Raw genomic sequence first — 15987 nt, 5'->3', positions numbered from 1 at the left:
ACTTTTGTATCGTCGCGATAACGTCTGTTGGCGCTTAAGAACGCTCACGCAGCGGTATTCCGTTCCCGTTAGCAGCGGCTCTCCAATTCAGGATGGCCAAGATGGACAGTTTCAATACACCTACCCTCTTCACCCGCCACAACCGCCCCCTCCACACCCTCTGGCTCGAATCCCAAGCCTGGTTTTGCGCCCACGAACTCGGCCGGCTGAGTGGTCACTTCTATGACGAACACTGCATGCGCAAGCTCGACCCGGATCAGTACCGCTCCGTGCAGTTGCTGCGCTATGGCAAGTACCAGGAAACCACGATGGTTAGCGAGTCCGGGGCCTATACCTTGCTGGCGCATCACCATGTGCCGGAGAACCGGCATCTGCGTTGGTGGCTGACGCATGAGGTGGTGGCGGTGTTGCGTGATCGGCAGGCGGACGGGATGGAGGATGTCCCGCGACTGGGGCAGATGTGCTGGCCTGGGGGACAGAGCGCGACGTTGTTGTATTGGCAGAGTGAGCCTTGGGTGAGGATGCGGGATATGCCGGTGGTGCTGGCTGGGGAAGTGCAACAGCTGCCGCCAGTAGAGCAGCCGAAGTTGAGTTGGCGGGAGTGTGCGCAGCGGGCGTTGCGGTTGCATGGGGTTTAAGCGGCAGGTTTGCCGGGGCGGGCCTCTTCGCGGGTGAACCCGCTCCCACAGATAATGCGCTGGCTTCGAGCTCACGCTGTACCTGTGGGAGCGGCCGTGGCCGCGAACACCGGCGCAGCCGGTGCCATGCACCGCACCGCCTGCTTCGCGGGCTTGCCCGCTCCCACAGGTACTGCGTTGGCTTCGGGTTCACGCTGTACCTGTGGGAGCGGCTTTAGCCGCGAACACCGGCGCAGCCGGTGCCATACACCGCGTCGCCTGCTTCGCGGGCTTGCCCGCTCCCACAAAGCCGGTGACATCCACAGCTAGTTCATTTGCCTGTCTATAACACCACTGCCCTGCTACTTCCCCTCCCCAACCGGCTCCACCCGCTGCACCACGATCTGCATATGGGTCGCCATGTCAGTCAGTATCACCTCCCCTTCCTTATACTCCGGGGTGATCATCAGCGAGCGGATAAAATGCTCGTTGCCGCCCTCGCGCTTTTGCACGTTCTCGAACGCCACGATGACCGTGTCGTTGCGCCAGTTGCTGATGTCGAAACCGCCCGCAGCAACGAACTCACTAATGTCGCGCTCGTCGTTGAAGACATTGGCAGGCAGGATCAGCAAGCGGTCCTTGAGAAACACCTCGTAGTACTGACGTGGCCCCACCGGCCAGTTCTGCGCCACCACGTGCTCGATGCGCCAGTGATGGACATTGTTCTCATAAACCACCACGCGCTCGACCTTGTGCCCGTTGCACGCAGCAAGCAATGGCAACAGCAAACCAGCGAACCCGACACGCATGCGGCGCAAATTCATCCAGAAGCCTCGTTACAGCGAAAACACGTTACTTGGCAGCTTTCGCCGCCTGCCGGTTGGCCCTGCGAATGTCCCGGTAGCCGACCAGGCGCACGCGCATTTCCCGGTAACGCTGGGTATTGATGACCAGCAAGGCCAGCAGCCCGAACAGCAAAACCGAGACGTAGCCGCCCATGTGCGGCCGGTAAGCGTAACTCGGCAGCGCGGCCAACACGGCCAGCCCGTTCAGGCCGATCAGCCCGCGCACGCCCCATGCATAGCCCCGCACCATGGCGATATGCGAAGCGGCGCTCAGCGCCCCTGCCAGCGCCAGTGCCAGCACCGACAGCGACCGGTCCGGGCTGCGCAGCCAGGTGGAGAACACCAGTGAAACACTGCCGCCAATGGCGAAGCAGGACAGCAGCAACTCGGCGATGAAAACGCCGAAATAGCGGGAAAGAAATCTTTGCAGTTCCTGACCCTTTTGAAACTTCGATCCATTCATATGAGTGAGCACTGTCGTCCTTGAAAACCGTAGAGCGCGGCTAGCTTACCTTGACAATTGCGAATGAATAAACCATAAACCCCGACTTCGAAGTGCCTGCCAGCGCGATATCACTTTGGCACTTTATGTAAGTTTCGCACCTGTGCATATTAACAACTCCGCACAGGCACACGCCCTCCCCAGGGCCGATAGGAGATCGAATTCTGGTGAATGAATCGCCGTTGCTTTCAGCGCTGTTCCCGCAGGCCGGTTCTGGGGAACTGAAATGAAGCGTGTGTCCAAAGCCCTGCCGACGCTGCTGGCTGCAATCGCCCTGAATGCATGCGCGCAGGCGCCCGCCCCGTCATCGAGTGCGGGGCCTGAAGTTATCCTTGCCGGGCACAAGCTTGCACTTGTGAACCACGAAGGTCGTTGCGCACTGCGCAGCTCCGATGCATCACTGCTAGAGTTGGACATGCCCTGGCCCTGCCAATTCAGCCCGGATAGGGATGGAGGCAAGCCTCGCGTGGAACAGTTCAATGGTGTGCAGATCATCATTGTCAGCCATGTGCGGCCAGCCCCGTCGCTGCCCGGAGGTTGCGATAGCCAGTACCAGGCTGTTCGCCAGGTGGGCAACCGCCTCGAGCCTTCCATCCTGGCACGTGGCGCCAGTTGCTCAAGCGGCCCTGTGGACCAGAAAAACTTCGTAGGGCTGTTCGAGTGGTAACCGAAATCGCTGACTAGCCGTCGCTACGCCAGGTCGTCCGCAAGCGCAAAGGGTGTTACCAGCCATGAAGAAAATCCTCTTGTCCCAACAAGATCGCGGCTTCGGCCAGATCGGTGGCGCGGCTTTGCTCAAGGACCTCTCCTTGTGGCCGAGAAACCCTGAAACCGGCATGTTGCTGACGCCCATCCTGACCCTGAGCGAGCACTTCCAACCGGCCATGTTCGTCCCACCAGGCATGGCCATCACGGTTTTCCTCGCCGTCGAGCAACATCAGGATGGCAGTTTCAGCCGCCCTCTCCAACGTCGCTATACGGTCAATCAACAAATCGAACTGCTGAACGTCCTCAGTAGCGAATTTACCCGGGTCATCCTGCACGAACTCGCCAGCCAGCCGCTGGAACCCGCCAATCCCCCCTTGCTGCTGGAGCGAGCGTTCATCGATTTCGAAGAAATGACTGACGAAGAGCATGACGAGGAACATCAGGATGAGGACAGCGGGATCGGCCTGAGCAAACCCAGCGGTAGGCCCTGCTGGATGCAGGACACGATCTACGAACCAATGCGCTACATGTTCATGATGCAACTGATAGATGCTGACGTGGCCGAAGCCAGCCCTCAGCATGCGGGGCTGTTCGGCGAAGGTAACGGCTATCTGTTCGTGGACATGCAGGCACGCCGTGGCAAGCAAGGCGACGACGCCGGTTTCTTCTTCATTCAGTTCGCCTGAATGACCAGCCAGGTTCAAGGCCCGCCCATGAACATAGCTACGGCACGAACGGCAAGATCTCGGGGGCCTGGTATGAATATCTATCACTTGGACAACGCGCCGACTCCCTGGGGAGACTGGGGCGCGGTACTGCTCCAGGGCATGATCGCCTGGGACGAAGATACCGATGTAGACAGCATCAAGCGGGCCGGCCCGTACACCCCGGCCGGCTACATACGTTCGGGTTCGCTGGTGCTCACCCAGCCCGTCAAGGAAGCACTGGAAAAAAGCGGCCTGAAGGGGATCGGGCGTTACGAGCATCTGGAGAAGACCCATATCGTTCACATCGACTGGCTGCACTGGGACACCAGCAAGCCCATTACCGATTACCTCGATCTGGAAGGCGGGCCGAGCTCGATCATCGACTCCCTGCCGCATGACCCTGGGCTTGCCAAGCGCATGCCGGAGTACTGGCAGGCATTCGTGGTGGGCAAGCTCAACCTGCTCAAGGACCCACAGCATGAACCTGCAGACCTCGGCCAGTATCTCAAGGTGCTCAAGGCCGACGAGCAAGCCGATTTCTTCAAAGGGGATGTCTATCGTGGGTACTTCCTGAGCGAACGGGCCAAGGAGTGGCTGGAACAGCAGTGCCCAGGTTGCTTTACATTCACCCTGCTCGGTTGAATCAGTCCAGCTGCCGAGCCCTCAGTTCCTGCGCCAGCATGTCAATGAAGGCGCGGACCTTGGCCGAACCGTACTTGCTCTCCCGGTGCAGTATATGGATTGGCCACGGCGCCTCTTCGTATTCGGCAAGGATCACCTGCAACTGCCCACTGGCTACCTCATCCGCGACCTGATACGACAGCAGGCGGGCAATGCCCAGCCCGCCGCTGGCGGCAGCGATTGCCCCGTCATTGCTGGTCACCGTCAAGCGAGGCTTCATGCGCACCAGCGTCGGCTCATCGGTCACCCCGAAACGCCAGCCGGCTCGCGGCGACAGGTTGGTGGTGCCGATCACCGCATGTTCTGCCAGGTCGGACGGGTGCTTTGGCACGCCATGGCGCGCCAGGTACTCGGGAGAGGCGCACAGCATGCGCCGGACCCTGCCCACCCGCAGTGCTTTGAGCCCGGAGTCGGGCAAGGGGCCGATACGAACGGCCACATCCATGCCCTCCTCGACCATGTTGACGATGCGGTCGAGGAAGTAGGCGGAAACGTCAACCTCGGGGTACTGCTGCAGGTAGTGGACGATGCACGGCATGACGAACTTCTTGCCGAACAGGATGGGCGCAGTGACGGCCAGGTCGCCCTTGGGCGTGGCGTTGATGCCGGCGGCGGCTTCGTTGGCCTCGTGGATGCTGGCGAGGATATGCCGGGTGTCTTCCAGGTAGCGGCCACCGGCTTCGGTCAGGCGTACGCTACGGGTGGTGCGCAGCAGCAGCTTGACCCCCAGCTGATCCTCCAGGGCGCTGACGGCACGGGTGACCGCAGCTGGGGAGATGTCCAGGCGGCGGGCAGCGGCGGCGAAGCTTTCCAGCTCGCCTACGGCGACGAACACCTTCATCAGGTGGATCTGGTCCATGCGGGTTCCTGAGCTCTATGAGGTGCCGGGATTATCTTTCATCTGAGCGTTTTGTGTTGCCTGCGCCGGCCTTTTCGCGGGCTTGCCCGCTCCCACAGGTTATTCACCATCTCTGAGGGCAGTGAAGTACTTGTGGGAGCGGGCGAGCCCGCGAAAGGGCCGGGACAAACTACCTTACAGATCCAGCACCAACGCCTGCGCCCCCTCCTCCGACCGGGCCGGCACGGCACAGCAGATCAACACCGACCCCGCCTCCGGCAGCTCGGCCGGCGGGTTCGGGTAATGCACCCGGCCACTGACCAACCGGGTCTTGCAGGTACCACACGACCCACCTCGGCAACTGAACTCCGGCGACAATCCGCGAGCCTCGGCCAGCTCCAGCAGCGTCCCGCCACCCGGCGCCCAGCGCGCCTCCTTGGCTGAAGCCGCAAAGTACACCGGCACCGGCTCGCTGGCAGCGGGCGGCTGTTGCAGGGTGGGCTGGTCATCGTCGGTGTGCCGCCGGAGCGTTGACGGGCCAAAGGCTTCGGCATGAATCCGCGCATCCGGCACATGCAGCCCGCGCAGCCCTTCATACAGGTCCTGGGTAAAACTGCCTGGGCCGCACAGGTAGAAATCGTAGTCGTCCAGCGCCAGCGCCGCCTTGACCTGCTCGATACCCAGCCGACCGGCAAACTCGTAATCACGCCCCGCCAGCGCATGCTCTTCCGGCTGGCTCAGGGCGCGGTACACGTGCAGCAGGCCGCCGGCCTGTTGCCGCAAACTTGCCAGCTCCTCACGGAACGGCAGGTCGGCCAGGCTGCGCGCACCATGGAACAGATAAATGCGCCGTGCCTGCCCCTTGCTCAACTGCTCGCGCAGCATGGCCAGTAACGGCGTGATACCCACACCCGCGCCGATCAGCACCAGCGGCCGCGTACTCTGCTGGTCCAGCGTGAAGCTGCCCATCGGCGAGCGCACGTTCAGCACATCGCCTGCCACGACGTGCTCATGCAGGTGCCGCGAGGCCCGACCCTGGGCTTTGACGCTGATGCGCAGGTAACCGTCGGAAGGCGCGCTGGACAGGCTGTAGGTGCGGATCAGCGCCGCCTCACCGTCGAGCTGGACTTGCACCGGAACATGCTGCCCGGGCGCAAAGGCCATCGCACTGCCAGCAGGAGGCTCAAGGTAGAACGAGCGGATATCACGGCTTTCCTGCTCCACCCGCAGCACACGCCAGGCCTGCCATTGGCGCTGCCGCTGGCGTTGCTGCAGGCGTATGTCGGCCTCGGCCCAGGTGCCGGTCATCAGGCTGGTCGGGGCGTACTCCTTGAAGGCCCAACGCAGGGAAACGGCAGCCGGGCGCCGCACCACCTGCTCGACCTCCAGCGTCCACAAGCGCTCGGCGCCTTCGAACGCCTGGATGGCGGGGCTGTCCAGCAGCAACTCGGCATGCCCGTATAGCTGCAACACGTTGCCGTTGCTGAAATCGATGAATAGCAACCCTGCTTGCGGGTTCACCAGCAGGTTGCCCAAGGTGTTGAAGTGCAGGTTGCCAGCATAGTCGGGAATGGTCAGGCGGTTGCCTTCGACCTTGATGAACCCGGGCCGCCCGCCACGGTGGGAGACATCCACCGAACGCTGGCCGTCGACATGCTCGACATAGCTGGCGACAAAGAAGGTGTCGGCTGCCTGGATCATGCTGACAGCCGAGGCATCGAGTGTCGTCGCATCGACACGCCCTTGGGCGGGTTCCGCGACACGGGTGTAGTCACGCAGCTGGATGTACTGCGGGCAGTTGCCGAACGACTGCTCCACAGTCACCTGCAGTTGCCCGTCGCCGGCCTGGTGGATCTGGCCGTTGAGGCGGTTGCGCCGGCGGGTGTGCAGTTCGATCCCCAGCAGGCCGACCGCCTGCCCGGCAGCCAGCCCCGGGGTGGCGGGATCGTCTGCTGGCAGTTGAGTGTCGATCGTCAGCTGGCGCGGGTCCGGCGAGCTGACGAAACCTTCCGGCCCTTCCAGCAGCGTTGCCCAGGGCCGCCCCAGTGCGTCCACGCTGGCGGCGACCATGAACGGCAACTGGTGATAGAAAATACGATGCTGGTCGGGCATGTAGTCACGAATGACCTTCTGCCCGAACGCCTCCATGCGCTCCGCGACACCGGCTTTTTCCTGCAGGGTCTTCTCCCCCGCATGCCAGGGCGAGGAGTGGTGGTCCGGGTTCTGTTGCATGGCGGCGTTCCTCGCAATGGCGGGATGTCAGGCGCTGGTCTGCAGGCCGATCACGGTGCGTGGCATGGGCACGAAGCCCGGCAGCGCCTCGATCCGCGCCAGCCAGCTGCGTACGTTGGCATAGGGCTCCAGCGACACATTGCCCTCCGGTGCGTGGGCGATGTAGGAGTAGTTGGCGATATCGGCGATGGTGGGTGTGCTACCGGCCAGGAAGGGCGTTTTGGCCAGCTCGGCGTCGATCACCTTCAGCAGGGTATGGGCGCGGGTAATCACTTCGTCGGTGTTGAACGAGGCACCGAACACCGTGACCAGACGCGCGGCAGCAGGGCCGAAGGCCAACGGGCCGGCAGCGACCGACAGCCAGCGCTGGACGCGGGCGGCGGCAGCGGGTTCCTCGGGGAGCCAGGTGCCGTTGTCGTACTTCTTGGCCAAGTACACCAGGATGGCATTGGAGTCAGCGATCACCGTGCCGTTGTCGTCTATGACCGGGACCTGGCCGAACGGGTTGAGGGCCAGGAAGTCCGGCTGCTTGTGCGCGCCTTTGGCCAGGTCGACGAACACCAGCTCGGTGGGCAGGTTCAGCAGCGAAAGCATCAGCTCGATGCGATGGGCGTGGCCGGACTTGGGGAAGTTGTAAAGCTTGATCGGGTTCGACATGGGCTTGGCTCCTGATCAGCACCGGGGTGGGCTGGTGGAGCACATGCTGCACCGGTTCGGCTGGCAGCAGAATCCGTGTGGCGGGGAAACCATAATTTCGCTGAGCGGAATAATGGAAGTATCCAGATCCGCGTATGCCCTGTGTAGGAGCGGTCCTATCGCGACACAAGGCCGCTCCTACAAACCGATATTGGCCGGTATTATCAAGGCAGGTGCAAGATCAGTGCAGCTTGTTGAAATACCGGAACAACCCACGCGCAGCCTCGATCACCTGCGGCACGCAGGCCTGGATGTCCTCTTCGCTCATCTGGTCCAGCAGCTCGAAGTTGTCCTCCAGCCCATGCAGCGAAATGGCCTTGAGCAGTTGGTCCTGCTCCGGCGGCAGCTCGGCCCAGCCAGCGACCTGGGTGCCGCGCATATAGCCGAAGCACCATTCCTCCATCACGACCACCGTGCCTGCCTCGCCTTCACTTTCCTCGAACAGCGGCTCGAAGTGATCGACGTCGTCCCCCAACTCCTCCGCCACCTGGCTGGCATAGCGCAGCATCAATGCCGTATACGCCTCTTCATGTGCCGGCTTCTTGAATTTCGGCACCTTGCCACCAGCCACCGCGGGCAGCCACTGTTCCGGGGTGACAGTGGTCGGTGAGCTGGCCAGTGCAGTGAAAAAGCCATTGAGCTCGGCCAGGTTGAGTACCGAGTAGTCATTGCCGTAGGTGATCAACAGGTCTTCGAGGCGGTCGAGTTCTTTTTCGCTGAGTGCGGGGAGCATGGGTGAACATCCTGGGAAGCAAAAGTGTGTGCACCCTAGCACAGCAACGCCAGAAGGGCTGCCCGCGCTTACAGCTTTGCGGGCAGATTGCTTAACGTGGCAACCAGCCATGCAGCAGCTGCTGCCTGCCAGTTCCGATCAACAGCCATAGCAGAATGCGACACTTGCGCGGACACAACTGCCCCGCCATATGTACCCCCTTGCTCTGCAGATCGATCTCGGCACCGGCAAAACCGTAAGAGGCCGTGGCTGTTGGGCCACTGCCTGTGCGGGTAGCAACAATCACTGGCAAGGTCGGCGCGAGATGGCCAAGCACTTCGGACCAGCTACCGGAAACGTGGCCGGCACCAAAACCGGCGATGACCAGCCCCTCGTAGCCCAGTGCCGCTGTAGCCTTCAACAACGCCGTATCTGCGTCCAGGCACGCTTCCAGCATTGCAACCCGGTGCTCGGTGCGATGCGGTAAAGGCAGCACCTCTCGTGGGCCAGATGGCTGACGATATACCACAGCACCTTCCACAACATCGCCCAGCGCTCCGCACCCGGGCGATTCGAATGCAGCCATCGCGAGGCTTGCCGTCTTGCGAACCCTTGCAGCACAGTGGACCTGATCATTCATCAGTACCAGAACGCCGCGCCCACGGCTGCCCGGCGCCAGTGCAACCTGCGCCGCAGCCAGCAGGTTGGCCGGGCCGTCGTTGCCCGGCTGGCTGGCCGCGCGCATGGCACCGGTCATTACCAATGGCGCATCGAACGGCCAGAGCAGATCGAGGAAATACGCCGTTTCCTCGAGGCTGTCGGTACCTTGGGTCAGTATCACCGCCTGTGCTCCGCGAGCCACCTCGCCCCGGGCCCAGGCCAGCACCTCGAGCATCGCCGCAAAGCCCAGCGAGGCACTGGGGAGCAGACCCAAAGTGGCAGCTTCAAGCTGGGCCATCTCACGCAGTTGCGGCAACTCGGCCAGTTGTTCATCGCAGTCAAGTTTGGGCATCACCCCGCATTCGCTCGCACTTGCCCGCATGCTCACCGTCCCTCCAAGGCTGGCAATCGACAACTTGGGCAGGTTTGCATGCGCTTTCATACGCCACCTCCAGCAAGCAGCCCGACCAGCGGAACGATCGCCAGTGTGCTGATGGCCATCGACACTACATTGCCGATGTAACCATGCATGTAGGCCGGCAAGCGCTGACTGATGGCCACTGCCAACGGTGGCGCTACCAGCGCGCCCAGCACTGCACTGGCTACGACCACTTGCCAGTCTCCACCGTGGGTGAGCACAGCGGCAGGTACGATAGAGACGATGGGAATGTAAGTGGGGTACCAGCCTCGGGCCTGCCATTGGCGACGCCAGAACACGACTCCCACCAGTGATGCCAGCGCCTGCCCGGCAACCAGCGGTATCAGCAGCAGCGAACCGTAGACTGGCGCAGCGGGGGCCAGCATGTATGCCAGGAACACCCCCAACAGTAGCCCGAGGCTGGCCAGTTCATTACCGAAGAATGGCGCTTCGCTGAAATCGGCCAGTACACGCCGCAAGGTCCAGGCCACACCGTAGTCGGGCTGGGCCGCATCGGATTCAGGTACGGCGGTCGGGTGGCTGGGCCGTACCCATGATGGAAAGCGCCAACACAGCATGAACGCAATCACGCTTGCCAGCGCCATGCCACCTACGTTGCCGACTACCACCGGCAACTGCAGGGGATAGCACAGGTAGTTGACCATCAACAGGCTGGCTGGTGTTACCAACAGCGCTCCCAGCAGTGCGCCGGTGATGGTCACCTGCCAACCCGCACCAAACAACAGCACCATGGCTGCTGGCAAGGATACGAAAGCAACGAAGGTTGGTTGCCAGGTGCCACTGGCCAAGGTCCATCCCCACAACGCGTGACTGAGCAACAAGCCCAGCAGCGAACTGGTGAACACCCACGGCCATAGTCCGCTGCCGTAGCAGATGGCAAAGCCGTGCCAGCGATACCCATGCACATGGGCCCAATGCGCCAGGCAAGCTCCCAGTAGCAAGCCCAGGGCGGGCAACTCGTGCTTATAGAAGGCCACTTCGCTGATATCACCAACTATCCAGCGCAGGCGGCTTAGCGGCTGATCGAGCGTCGCGGCCAGTTGCATGTAGTCCGGCCATTGGCCCTGTACAAGGCTGGCTGCCAGCAGCACCAGCAGGCAGGCAAGGATCAACACCGACGAACGCTGCCGGTTGGGGAAGAGTAGCGTTTTCATGTGCAACTCCTCAGCGGGGCATAGGTGCATGAAGGCGATAGCCAAGCGTCGCATCGTAAAGGTCGGTGCGCCTGTCTCGCGGCAGGTCGTTGAGGCTGTTCCAGATCGGCGCCGAGCGGGCGCTGCTGAGGTCGACATCGGCGTAGAGAATGCCCTCCTCCTCTGCACTGGCCACCTCGCCAATAGGCCAGCCATTGGTACCGGCAATCAGTGAACAGCCCAGGAAGCGACCACCCCGCTCGCTACCTATGCGATTGGCGGCAGCGATGTAAACGTTGTTGGCGTGTGCCGCCGTCATGGTCAGGTAGGACGCCATGCAGCGCCCTGATTCATCGAACAGTGGTGGTGGCGTCCATACCCAGTTGTTCAGGCTGCAGATGATGTCGGCGCCTTGCGCAGCCATCAGCCGCGGCACTTCCGGGAACCAGATATCCCAGCAGATCAGCAGGCCGATACGGCCGATCGGTGTCTCGAACACAGGGAAGCCCAGGTCGCCAGGGGTGAACCAGAGCTTTTCCTGGTTCCACAGATGGGCCTTGCGGTAATGCCCGAGCAAGCCTTGCGGACCGAACAGAACGGCACTGTCGAAAAGTTTCAGTCCCTCGCGTTCGGCAAAACCCGCAGCCAGATATACCTGGTACTCCTTGGCGAAATCCGCCCAGGCTTTCAGGCTGCGCCCCTCCTCCAGCGTTTCGGCGTGGGCATAGGCCTCTGCACGCGTGTGGAAGGTGTAGCCGGTGTTGGCCAACTCGGGTAGCACGATCAGGTTGGCGCCTTCACGCGCCGCGCACCGGGCCAATGCCAGGCCCTTGCTCAGGTTGCCATCACAATGCTCCAGCCCGACCTGAGGGTCGTACTGGATGACAGCGATACGTACGGGGCTGACGGGCGTGCAGTGTTCAGACATGGCGGCTTCCTTTTATGGTTGTTTTGGAAGGGCGCCAGTAAAGCGGGGTTGGGCGGGGGAGTGACAGTCGGGGAGTTCCTATGGGATCGAAGGACAAGAGAGGTGTTCCAGTAGGAAACTCCCTACAAAAACGCCCGGATGCAGCTATTTCCCAACTTGATAATGTGGGTAGTGGTTCAGGGTAAAGCCACCATTGAACGATGCCGATGTTCTGTTGCACAGGTTGATGACCACATCAAGCGCCGTGCGTAAACACGGCTCGGTCCAGCCGGCGTCAACAGAGAAGGACTCTCCAGCCAGATACAACCCTGAGCTGGCACTCAGATCACGGTTGTACTTCATCAAGCTCACTGCATCGTAATAGGTCCCAGCCCGATACAACTTTGCGCAACCAAGCGCGTTTCGATCAGTCATCCAACGCTGTATGCGAATGTTTCGGGTATCGATATAAGGCGATATGGGTTCAGCCACGTTGCTGCAGCTAAGGAGGATCCGATCGAGTTCCTTCACGCACTTGTCGCCCAGTTCTTCATCTGAGAACGCGGCCAGTTTCGTTGCATCGTCTTCCCAGGTGTAACTGAGCAGGATGCAGTCATCAGCGTAATGGTCGTTGTAGCGGTAGGCATAGACATCGTGAACGAAACTGTCAGTGACCAGGATTTGCGGAAAAGCTGGGTTACGGTCCAGGAAGCTCTTATTCAGCGGGGCATAGACCTTGCAGCTTGTCTCCCAGTGAGCATGCTTCCAGGCATCCATGATCGTCTGCGGCAATATCTGACGGCTGAAACCGTCGAGGCGGATGTTGGTTTCGATCAGCCAGGAAGGAATGGTCAAGATCACGCTGTCGAAGTCTTCGTATTGGACGTTCCCCTGCACCGGATCACTGCAATGCCAACGGTATCCGACCCGTACGCGACCATCCTCCAGCTTTTGTAGGGAACAGACCGAAGTGTCAGTCAGTAACCCATCATCTCGTTGCAGCAGGTGGTCATACAGCGAGGAACCGCCCATCCCGACGTCCAGAAACATGAGGCTTTCGTCCATCGCCGCAAGCCCGATATAGGCTGGCCCCTGAAACATCAATCCTTTACTGTCAGGGACGCTGCTGGCTTCAAGATGGGGCGCAGCGTAAGGCACACCGTCCTGGTCAACACGCCCATGCACCAACTGCAAATGACTGCTGAAACCAAAGATTGCTGTACGCAGCGGGTAAAGGCAGCAGACGTCATAAAACGCTCCCCAGCTACCATCTCCAATACCGATTGCATAGAAGATGGCCGACTCGTCGCCACTCATGCCTAGCCCGCCAAAATCACCAGGGGTTGCGGGGTCCCAAGCAGTAAGAGCGGGTAAACGCACCAGATCTCTAAACGATATTCGATGATAGCGCTTGACGATCGCCGACCACATCGACTCCCAACCATAAGTGCCATAAACCGCAGCAATACGCTCGGCGAACTGCTCCGCAAAACGGCGCCATTTATCGTAGACCTGCTGAAGCATCGCAGAAGGGGGTGGTGTCGTTCCTTCGGGATTGCGCCAGACCAACAGCTCAGGGTCTCTCTCACCCTCTAATTGCCCGTCACGAAGATATATTCCAGTGGCATTCACCCAAGGTGTCCCTGGATTTGGAAAATTGGAAATTCGTAGCTCGAACAGCTTGGCGTAATAGGCCATAAGCGAACGCCCATCTTTTGGGGGCTCACCAGTCCTGTTGAAGAACGGCATGCGCATGGCCCCCATTTCAAAAGGGGTTACAGGCTGTTTGTGATTTCCTGCGTTATTCACCAGCGTGAGGTGGCGCCCACCCACACGCCGGGACTGCTCGATCAAGGTGATATGGGTAAAGCCGCAACGAAGCAATTCCCGGGCTGCAGTCAGCCCGGTAACACCAGCACCGACAATACAGATCCGGTGATCCGGCTGAGTGGCGTATGCAACTCCGCCCTCTTGTTCGAGTAGACGGCGATAATCAAAGCAAAGATCAGGAGGGTTAGGGTAACGCGCAGCCCATGGCTTTACGGACAGGGATGGCTCGATAGCCAGATCAGCAGGATGGTTGTGTGTTGAGCCGATGGTCATGGTCTCGTGTTCTCAATGAGTTGGGAACATGAGAATGATCAATCAAGAGATGCGTGAGGAGGTTGTTAATTAGCACCAACTGGCCACCACAGGATCGGGAGATATCTGTGGTGGCCCGGTTGATGTCAATAAAGCCGTTACACCTTACACCGCCAGCGCGCGCTCACGCAGCTCGCTATTGAGGATGCGGTCGTTCTCGCTGTAATCGACCGGGCAGTCGATCACGTGCACGCCCGGGGTCTTGATGCAGTGCTCCAGCAGCGGCAGCAGGCCTTCGGCGCTTTCAACGCGGTGGCCGTTGGCACCGTAGGCTTCGGCGTACTTGACGAAGTCCGGGTTGCCGTAGTCCAGGCCGAAATCGGTGAAGCCCATGTTGGCCTGCTTCCAGCGAATCATGCCGTAGCCGTCGTCACGCAGGATCACCACGGTGATGTGCATGCCCAGGCGTACCGCAGTTTCCAGCTCCTGGCTGTTCATCATGAAACCGCCGTCGCCGCAAACCGAGATCACCGGGCGGTCCGGGTGCACCAGGTGCGCGGCCATGGCCGATGGCAGGCCGGCGCCCATGGTTGCCAGGGCGTTGTCCAGCAGCACGGTGTTCGGCTTGTGCGCCTTGTAGTTACGAGCGAACCAGATCTTGTAGATGCCGTTGTCCAGGGCAACGATGCCTTCGGACGGCAGCACGCGACGGATGTCGGCGACCATGCGCTGCGGGTAGACCGGGAAGCGGTTGTCGTCGGCACCTTCGGCGATCTGCGCTTCGTTGGCTTCACGGATCGCCATCAGGCGGGTGAAGTCCCAGTGTGTGGTGTCGGTCAGCGCTTCGCTGATCTGCCATACGGCATTGGCGATATCGCCGATCACTTCAACCTGCGGGAAGTACACGGCATCGACTTCGGCGGAGCGGAAGTTGATGTGAATGACTTCGGTGCCGCCACGGACCATGAAGAACGGCGGCTTCTCGATCACGTCGTGGCCGATGTTGACGATCAGGTCGGCGGCTTCGACGGCGCGGTGCACGAAATCACCCGACGACAGTGCGGCGTTGCCCAGGAAGCGCGGGTGGCGCTCGTCGACCACACCTTTGCCCATCTGGGTGGTGATGAACGGGATACCGGTCTTGTCGATCAGTTGCTTGAGGACCTTGGCGGTCATCTTGCGGTTGGCGCCGGCGCCGATCACCAGGATCGGGTTGCGAGCTTTCTGCAGTTTTTCCACGGCGGCTTCGATGGCCTTGTGCTCGGCCAGCGGGCGGCGGCTCAGGCTAGGCGGAATCGGCAGGCTTTCGGTCTGCTCGGCGGCGATGTCTTCCGGCAGCTCCAGGTGCACGGCACCCGGCTTCTCTTCTTCGGCCAGGCGGAAGGCTTCGCGCATACGGGCCGGGATGTTGTCGGCGGAGGCGAACTGGTGGGTGTACTTGGTGATGGGGTCCATCATGCCGCACACGTCGATGATCTGGAAGCGGCCCTGCTTGGACTTCTTAATCGGCTTCTGGCCGGTGATCATCATCATCGGCATGCCGCCCAGGTAGGCGTAGGCACTGGCGGTGACCAGGTTGGTAGCGCCAGGGCCGAGGGTCGACAGGCTGACGCCGGTCTTGCCGGTCAGTCGACCATAGGTGGCAGCCATGAAGCCTGCGGACTGCTCGTGGCGAGTCAGTACCAGCTTGATCTTCGACTTGCGCAGGGATTCGAGCAGGTCGAGGTTTTCTTCACCGGGAATACCGAATACATACTCGACACCTTCGTTTTCCAGGCATTGCACAACGACATCGGCGGCCTTGGCCATCTTGCTTGCTACCTCAAGTGATGGGACGGTGGAAGTCCGGAAATGCGCAGCACGGTACGCTGGCATCGCTCAGCCCGGGGCCAGGAGTGCCCCGAACCAAAGTCTTGACGTAGGGTGGACGCGGGAAAGTCACGTGAATGTGACGGGAATATTTTCGCAACCAGGATATTGCGCGCTCAGAGTAGGAGTTGTGGGAGCGGGCAAGTCGAGGCGTCGAACCGCCGCGAAACAGACGACGCGGTGTATGGCACCGGCTTCGCCGGTGTTCGCGGCGGTTCGACGCCTCGACGCGCCCGCTCCCACAGGGGCTGCGTATGCCCGGGAGTTTTTGCACCACAAAGACAAAACCCCTACCTGCATGCGCAGATAGGGGTTTTGCGAAATGAATCTTGACGATGACCTACTCTCACATGGGGAGA

Annotated in this window: 15 protein-coding genes; 4 read left to right on the top strand and 11 right to left on the bottom strand. The window is 61.1% G+C overall.

The features are described from left to right. The first annotated feature begins 101 nt into the window (after window positions 1–101). Window positions 102–638: a BRO-N domain-containing protein gene (locus RR51_RS14745; RefSeq protein ID WP_039613951.1), complete on the top strand. Its 537-nt coding sequence runs from the start codon at window positions 102–104 to the stop codon at window positions 636–638. 341 nt (window positions 639–979) lie between these two features. Here the strand turns inward: RR51_RS14745 and RR51_RS14740 are convergent, their stop codons facing one another. Both RR51_RS14740 and RR51_RS14735 read right to left on the bottom strand, forming a co-directional pair. Next, window positions 980–1441, bottom strand: a complete 462-nt coding sequence (locus RR51_RS14740) for a hypothetical protein (RefSeq protein WP_003259732.1) — start codon at window positions 1439–1441, stop codon at window positions 980–982. Between the two features lie 28 nt (window positions 1442–1469). Then, window positions 1470–1925, bottom strand: coding sequence for a hypothetical protein (locus RR51_RS14735; RefSeq protein ID WP_039613950.1), 456 nt, complete (start codon window positions 1923–1925; stop codon window positions 1470–1472). Between the two features lie 505 nt (window positions 1926–2430). Here RR51_RS14735 and RR51_RS31535 point away from each other — a divergent pair. From RR51_RS31535 to RR51_RS14720, 3 genes are all read left to right on the top strand, one after another. Next, window positions 2431–2631, top strand: coding sequence for a hypothetical protein (locus RR51_RS31535; RefSeq protein ID WP_003259730.1), 201 nt, complete (start codon window positions 2431–2433; stop codon window positions 2629–2631). Between the two features lie 64 nt (window positions 2632–2695). Further along, window positions 2696–3358, top strand: a complete 663-nt coding sequence (locus RR51_RS14725) for a hypothetical protein (RefSeq protein ID WP_039613948.1) — start codon at window positions 2696–2698, stop codon at window positions 3356–3358. Window positions 3359–3430: 72 nt separating this feature from the next. Next, window positions 3431–4021 carry a hypothetical protein gene (locus RR51_RS14720; RefSeq protein ID WP_177328658.1) on the top strand — a complete coding sequence of 197 codons (591 nt, stop codon included), beginning with the start codon at window positions 3431–3433 and terminating at the stop codon, window positions 4019–4021. Window position 4022: 1 nt separating this feature from the next. On the opposite strand, the gene RR51_RS14715 is transcribed toward RR51_RS14720, so the two are convergent. From RR51_RS14715 to RR51_RS14675, 9 genes are all read right to left on the bottom strand, one after another. Then, window positions 4023–4919 (bottom strand): LysR family transcriptional regulator, encoded by an 897-nt coding sequence (locus tag RR51_RS14715; protein ID WP_039613947.1) that lies wholly within the window; start codon window positions 4917–4919, stop codon window positions 4023–4025. A gap of 174 nt (window positions 4920–5093) precedes the next feature. Next, the gene (locus tag RR51_RS14710) at window positions 5094–7130 is read right to left on the bottom strand and encodes a pyridoxamine 5'-phosphate oxidase family protein (protein WP_039613946.1); all 2037 of its coding nucleotides are present in this window, start codon (window positions 7128–7130) and stop codon (window positions 5094–5096) included. Window positions 7131–7157: 27 nt separating this feature from the next. Next, complete coding sequence (locus RR51_RS14705) at window positions 7158–7787, bottom strand: glutathione S-transferase family protein (protein WP_039613945.1); 630 nt, start codon at window positions 7785–7787, stop codon at window positions 7158–7160. Window positions 7788–8007: 220 nt separating this feature from the next. Continuing rightward, entirely contained in the window at window positions 8008–8559 is a 552-nt protein-coding gene (locus tag RR51_RS14700; RefSeq protein ID WP_039613944.1) for a UPF0149 family protein, read from the bottom strand. A gap of 91 nt (window positions 8560–8650) precedes the next feature. After that, window positions 8651–9640, bottom strand: a complete 990-nt coding sequence (locus tag RR51_RS14695) for an asparaginase (protein WP_039613943.1) — start codon at window positions 9638–9640, stop codon at window positions 8651–8653. Further along, window positions 9637–10791: a hypothetical protein gene (locus tag RR51_RS14690; protein WP_039613942.1), complete on the bottom strand. Its 1155-nt coding sequence runs from the start codon at window positions 10789–10791 to the stop codon at window positions 9637–9639. Before RR51_RS14690 ends, RR51_RS14695 begins: the two co-directional genes overlap by 4 nt. 10 nt (window positions 10792–10801) lie before the next feature. Beyond that, entirely contained in the window at window positions 10802–11698 is an 897-nt protein-coding gene (locus tag RR51_RS14685; RefSeq protein ID WP_024087631.1) for a nitrilase family protein, read from the bottom strand. A 144-nt stretch (window positions 11699–11842) separates the two neighbouring features. Then, window positions 11843–13780: a flavin monoamine oxidase family protein gene (locus RR51_RS14680; protein ID WP_039613941.1), complete on the bottom strand. Its 1938-nt coding sequence runs from the start codon at window positions 13778–13780 to the stop codon at window positions 11843–11845. Window positions 13781–13924: 144 nt separating this feature from the next. Continuing rightward, window positions 13925–15568: an acetolactate synthase large subunit gene (locus tag RR51_RS14675; RefSeq protein WP_039613940.1), complete on the bottom strand. Its 1644-nt coding sequence runs from the start codon at window positions 15566–15568 to the stop codon at window positions 13925–13927. Between the last annotated feature and the right edge of the window lie 419 nt (window positions 15569–15987).

The sequence above is a fragment of the Pseudomonas sp. C5pp genome (assembly GCF_000814065.1).
Classification (GTDB): Bacteria; Pseudomonadota; Gammaproteobacteria; order Pseudomonadales; family Pseudomonadaceae; genus Aquipseudomonas; species Aquipseudomonas asiatica.
Note: the sequence above shows the minus strand (reverse complement) of the source record. Positions and strands in the feature narration are given on the sequence as shown.

Excerpts from the sequence above, each read along its gene's own strand:
- RR51_RS14745 (WP_039613951.1), top strand. The coding sequence starts at position 102 with ATGGACAGTTTCAATACACCTACCCTCTTCACCCGCCACAACCGCCCC.
- RR51_RS14740 (WP_003259732.1), bottom strand. The coding sequence starts at position 1,441 with ATGAATTTGCGCCGCATGCGTGTCGGGTTCGCTGGTTTGCTGTTGCCA.
- RR51_RS14735 (WP_039613950.1), bottom strand. The coding sequence starts at position 1,925 with ATGAATGGATCGAAGTTTCAAAAGGGTCAGGAACTGCAAAGATTTCTT.
- RR51_RS14725 (WP_039613948.1), top strand. The coding sequence starts at position 2,696 with ATGAAGAAAATCCTCTTGTCCCAACAAGATCGCGGCTTCGGCCAGATC.
- RR51_RS14720 (WP_177328658.1), top strand. The coding sequence starts at position 3,431 with ATGAATATCTATCACTTGGACAACGCGCCGACTCCCTGGGGAGACTGG.
- RR51_RS14715 (WP_039613947.1), bottom strand. The coding sequence starts at position 4,919 with ATGGACCAGATCCACCTGATGAAGGTGTTCGTCGCCGTAGGCGAGCTG.
- RR51_RS14710 (WP_039613946.1), bottom strand. The coding sequence starts at position 7,130 with ATGCAACAGAACCCGGACCACCACTCCTCGCCCTGGCATGCGGGGGAG.
- RR51_RS14705 (WP_039613945.1), bottom strand. The coding sequence starts at position 7,787 with ATGTCGAACCCGATCAAGCTTTACAACTTCCCCAAGTCCGGCCACGCC.
- RR51_RS14700 (WP_039613944.1), bottom strand. The coding sequence starts at position 8,559 with ATGCTCCCCGCACTCAGCGAAAAAGAACTCGACCGCCTCGAAGACCTG.
- RR51_RS14695 (WP_039613943.1), bottom strand. The coding sequence starts at position 9,640 with ATGAAAGCGCATGCAAACCTGCCCAAGTTGTCGATTGCCAGCCTTGGA.
- RR51_RS14690 (WP_039613942.1), bottom strand. The coding sequence starts at position 10,791 with ATGAAAACGCTACTCTTCCCCAACCGGCAGCGTTCGTCGGTGTTGATC.
- RR51_RS14685 (WP_024087631.1), bottom strand. The coding sequence starts at position 11,698 with ATGTCTGAACACTGCACGCCCGTCAGCCCCGTACGTATCGCTGTCATC.
- RR51_RS14680 (WP_039613941.1), bottom strand. The coding sequence starts at position 13,780 with ATGACCATCGGCTCAACACACAACCATCCTGCTGATCTGGCTATCGAG.
- RR51_RS14675 (WP_039613940.1), bottom strand. The coding sequence starts at position 15,568 with ATGGCCAAGGCCGCCGATGTCGTTGTGCAATGCCTGGAAAACGAAGGT.